This window comes from Bacteroides sp. 44_46, from assembly GCF_001915465.1.
Lineage (GTDB): Bacteria > Bacteroidota > Bacteroidia > Bacteroidales > Bacteroidaceae > Bacteroides > Bacteroides clarus.
This window is the reverse complement of record NZ_MNQO01000005.1, coordinates 494-5,631: the sequence shown is the minus strand read 5'-3', so window position 1 is coordinate 5,631 and position 5,138 is coordinate 494. Positions and strand designations below refer to the sequence as shown.

The 5,138-nt window shown below is 33.9% G+C and carries 3 protein-coding genes; 2 read left to right on the top strand and 1 reads right to left on the bottom strand.

Annotated features, from left to right (window positions below):
• Positions 1 to 1,518 (top strand): hypothetical protein (locus tag BHV73_RS03385; RefSeq protein WP_286736511.1); only part of this gene is annotated, 1,518 nt, incomplete at its 5' end.
• Positions 1,519 to 1,754: 236 nt separating this feature from the next.
• Here BHV73_RS03385 and BHV73_RS03380 read toward each other — a convergent pair.
• Complete coding sequence (locus BHV73_RS03380) at positions 1,755 to 3,425, bottom strand: SEN1985 family protein (protein WP_022217987.1); 1,671 nt, start codon at positions 3,423 to 3,425, stop codon at positions 1,755 to 1,757.
• Positions 3,426 to 4,767: 1,342 nt separating this feature from the next.
• Between BHV73_RS03380 and BHV73_RS03375 the strand changes: the two genes are divergently transcribed.
• Positions 4,768 to 4,986: a hypothetical protein gene (locus BHV73_RS03375; protein WP_022217989.1), complete on the top strand. Its 219-nt coding sequence runs from the start codon at positions 4,768 to 4,770 to the stop codon at positions 4,984 to 4,986.
• Positions 4,987 to 5,138 lie beyond the last annotated feature (152 nt).

Here is a 5,138-nt window from a genome sequence, read left to right as displayed (position 1 = left end):
AAGTATTACAGACAGTGCTTAGAACAAATAAACAACAAATATTCGCAAAATATAGTAGTCGACAAATGTACTGTTATCGACATATGTGATTTATGTATTGAAACACTAGTGCAAGATTTTATTATTTTTTTGGATAGATATCAGAATCCGCAAGATTTGTTTCAATTTATACTGTTATATTCTAATTTGGCAACAGAAAAACAACGATCAGAGAATACTTTCATATTGATGCAAATGTGCCGATATGTCTTTATGCTTATACCTAAGTTAAAACTATCTTCTCAAGCCACACCGATAATAGATATTAATAAATTTGATTTGTCTGATATATTCTTTATCACCAAAATGATTGATATTTTTGCGCAGCAAAGAGCTGTTCAGATAATGAATGAAAAGTGCATTTTTCAATTAGAACGCAGTGAGTATTCGTTTGCTTTGACTTATGTAGACAATCCGTTAGTAAAGGCTCATACCTTACTTAATCAAACTAATCAGAAAAAAAGTTTATTCCGGAAGCATTGTTTTACTTCTAATTTATTGAGTGATTTTAGAGATGAACTATACAATGCATTTGGAGATATTACAGACAAACTTTTTGACATAGTATGCAATACACAATTAGTAGACATTTGTCTTAACGACATTTCTTTTAGTGAATTCAAAGAGATTATAGAAGGGTATATTCCGGAAAAACTGCAAATTCTTCGAATTATAAATATATCACAGTTATTTATAGAACATTTTAATAATTCTTTTTTGCAAGGACTACTATTTTCTTCAAATAATTCTGACATAGTCACTGCTATTAAGAAACCTTATAATAAGGATTTAAGAACACGATATAGACCAATATTGGAATTTAATATTGATGGAGAAAAAGAATACTTCATTGCTCCGTATATGTTTCAAGAAGCTATGGAGGAAATTTGCGGAAACTTATTACCTTTTAAAGAATTGCCTTCAGAATGGAGGTCTAACCAATTAATAAAAAATTTTACAAAGAAATTATTTCAAGAGCATGATAAGTGGTTAGAAGATTTAGCCGCTAAAATATTCGAACGGGATAAATATCCATTTCTAAGAAATAAAAAGTCTATTAATAATATTTCATTAGAAAAGTCCATTGCGTATATTGGATCCACAAGATTTCCCAATTCTCGGGTAGGTGAAATTGATTTTATTGTCATAAATAAATCAACTCAAATAATCTACGTAATTGATGCTAAACACATAAAAACAAAATATCATCTTCAATCTTTTGCAGCAGATAATTCCAAATTTGTAGAGGAAAATGGTTATAATGATAAATTATCATTTAAGGTAGATTGGATTCAAAAACATCTATATGATGTTAGTAAGGAGTTTGAATGTGACTATTCCAATTATTCTGTACAAGGAGCATTCGTTACCGAAACTTTTGTATATTATAGTATCTCATCGCAATTTCCAATTATTCCCATTGATTGGTTAAATAAGTATCTTAAGACAAATGATAAATTATGTTTCTTACGACAATGACTCGCAAAGTTGCAGGTTATTATTATATTTATAAAAGTAACTATTCAGTATATTAATAAAAACAATACAAAAGAAATCTCTTAATCAGAAATATATACTTTGTAACTTTTGGCTCTTAATAAACTTCTTGTTTTTTGTTCTAAAGCAGTTTAATCCCAATACATTATGCCAATCTGAGACAAAAGATACACACTGCATAACTTTATAACGCACATTTTCATACATTAATGTTGAGATTAAAATATTCTGATTTTTCTAAATTTATCCCTAAGAGTCTTTATCATACGTAAAAAAATATTTTTTTGATTCTTTTTAACGGATATTTCTTCTCTATTGGGGAGTTCTTTATTGATTGACCATTCAAAGTCATTAATGCCAACCAATGCAGAACCCTCAAAAATCTCATCAACAATATGCAAAAGCTGCTTACCAATTGCATCAATACACATTCGCGTAATCATCTGTCGGTTATTATCCTGCATATCATAAATAAAGTACTCAAGCATCGGAATCCAGTCATAGAGGGCACGACATTTATCTAATGTAAATATATCTAAGCACATTTTTCTTTTTTTCGCTGTATACGAATAGCGTTTATGATTACCAATATTTGTATGATATGGGTGTCCATAATGAAACAAAAGTAATTCAAGCCAAAGATGCGCCATTGGTACATCACAAAAACGACATTGCCCATAGAACCAGTTATTAATCTCTGAAATCACCTGATTGACCTCAGGTGTCACAACTTGTTTAAAATCTACATCTATATATTCATCATCAATATCATTATCACTACTGGAACCATGCTTTATATGTTCCTTTATTTTATTCCAATCAGGTGATGAATGGCTATATGGAGACTGCAAGAAAACCTCTGCTATTTTCATACACTCTAGCCGAGATCTTTTGGTTCCATTACTAAGTTTTTCAATAAATTCATCTTCTAAATATTGACTAGAGGGAAAACGTTGGGCATCCATAAAAGCCTCTTGAATAAGCACATCATGAAATTTACGAAAAAGCTCCTCCTTTTTGGCTATTACTTTACTATTGATTAGTCTTTTTGAAAGCATATCTTGCTTAAATACTTCATACGCAGGTTTATGTCTATTGGCATAATCAATTATTAAAGCTGTTTGAAATGCAGAATATGCATTTTCAAAATTCATATCAATAATTGACCTTAAATTTTCAATATCGATACCCATCGCATCACAGCCTTCCACTCTTTGAACCTTACTATTTTCCTCCTCAGTATCATTGCTTGTCAGAACAGACGATTCGAAAAAAGTATCATTATAGAAAAAATTGGTAAGTATATCAATATTCTCTTCAGTCTTATCTGGATATGTTGTATTGACAGCAAGAATACTCATATCATTGAGAGCATTCAAGTCCAACATTTTTAATACGACCTTATATTCTTTAAATAAACTCCCAGTAAAATCAAGATAAACAATATCAAATTTCGTATTCTGTAATTCTGCAAAGACTTCAATCTTACCCTTGTAAATTTTTAGTAAAGGATATGTATTATGGAGTGATTTTACAGCCTGATTAAACAAATTTGAATCACATTCAAAAGCATAAATATTCTCTATTCTTACACCTAACCCAAGCAAATGTTTTACATCATTCTCTGGTTCATTACCGCAGAAGAAAGCGATTTTGAGTTCTTCCGGCTTCTTGGTCTGGTAACAAATATCTGCATATTGCTTCCACTGAATAAAAGCTTCAATATCTAGTTTTTCATTTAATTGCTGCTGACAATACAGCCACAAATGCTCCATATAGGTTGTATTCAAGATGCGATTACTATCCCTGAGAGAAGTCAGCGATTCTACAGCATGATTCCATAATAAGATACGGGATTTATCTTTCTCTGGTTGTTTATATGTCGTCATATAAAATTACAAAATGTTTAAGTGATTGAAAATAAATTACAGTTACCAACTCATAGCAGTAATAGGTTACGAATTAATTATCAGCTACTTTATCTTTCTGTACGTTGCGTAACCTTCAAACTTTTCGTATGCAAAAGTACGAAATTTAATGGTATATATTGAAATAAAACCCAGCTTTTGAAGCTCTAAAAACAAGTTTTCCCTAAGATCTACTTGAACCGTAAGAGCATCATCATCAATTAATTGACGACCATGTTCCTACTACTATATTGCATAAGCATAGAAAAAAGTTGGCTTCACTCCTAAGCAATGTTCAGACTGATAACGCAAGCCCCCTTTCTTTTTTTGCTTATGATACAAGCAGTCATCTTACGTCTGTTTCCTGTAGATATTCTGCTTTTCAGCTTTATTTAATTTAAAAGCAGAACCATAGCTAACCAAACATTCCACAAATGAAAAGTGACATATCTTATATTACAACTGAATATCTAAAAAAGTTTAGCCACATTATTCCATATCCCTTCTGAAAACCGCTTCTGCCTGATGCGCAAAAGCCGATTTCAGAAACAGCACAAGCAAAAGAAAAGCCCACAGCGACCACAATGTTATAAATGACACTGCCATCGCCGTGGGCACTTCTTTTATATGCTTGTACTAAAAACTGTCAAAACCGTTCTTACAACCATTATTTCATTCATATACAAGTAGCCGAAAATGCCACTTCTACAGGACACGCCAAGCGTGGATCTGTTCTTGTGACCATTTTCGGCTACAATACCCCGTGTCGTAAAACCAGTTTGCCTTCCATTGCAGACAAAGCAACAGCAGACAATCCCGTTTTACGACAATGTACCACCGGAGGAACACCAGTAACCGCAAGCCATGCACGCATGACAATGACGGTTACAGGACTTCCACACGGCGGTCGGAAAGCCGACTTTCCCCTTAGTTGTAGCACCGCCCTTAATCCATCTACATGGCGCTGCACGCCAATACCTCTGTTCCCTTTTCCTTTCCGCCTCTCTATGCGTATGCCTCTGTTTCCATGCCGCCATCCAGGACGGCATCAGGTGTCATTTTCGTTGCTTGGGGCAAAGGTAAAGACGGGATTAGGAACTCAAATTTTTTGTCGAAAAATCTCCACGCCCTTTCAGGGGTAGTATTTTGTCTAAAAAATTTGCTAATCCTACTCCCTAACCTTTGAGAAGCCCCCGAAACGAAAACGACCAATGCGGTCGGAAGACGTCACAAGAAAACATCGGACATACAGAGAGGCGAAAAGAAAAAGAAACAGCCCACTCCAAATCCGAACAAGGTAATCAACAATCTAAAATCGGAAAATATGAGAATGATATTGAGTGACATCGGAAAGGTATTGTGGAAAGCATTATCCGCAGTAGTAACGGCAACATCAAACATAGCCTTTTGTGCTGGCGGTTTGGTAGTAGGTATCATAGGAGAAATCCTATTCGGCATGTTGAGCATCATGTTCGGCATCCTAATCTCCCTATTTTCAGTAATGGCGGCAATCGGCTTTTTCATTTGGTTATTAACTATTTAACAAATAAGGATATGGCAAGAAGATACAGCAGAACAGCAGCGCAGCAATGCAGGTTTTACGAGGTGGACAACATCTTTGAGTATATGGTGGAAACCTACATCAACGGCAACCATTCAACCCTAAGAAGGCTATACCACGAACTCAACAAGGAA

Coding starts and splice junctions, on each gene's coding strand:
- BHV73_RS03380 (WP_022217987.1), bottom strand. CDS start 3,425: ATGACGACATATAAACAACCAGAGAAAGATAAATCCCGTATCTTATTA.
- BHV73_RS03375 (WP_022217989.1), top strand. CDS start 4,768: ATGAGAATGATATTGAGTGACATCGGAAAGGTATTGTGGAAAGCATTA.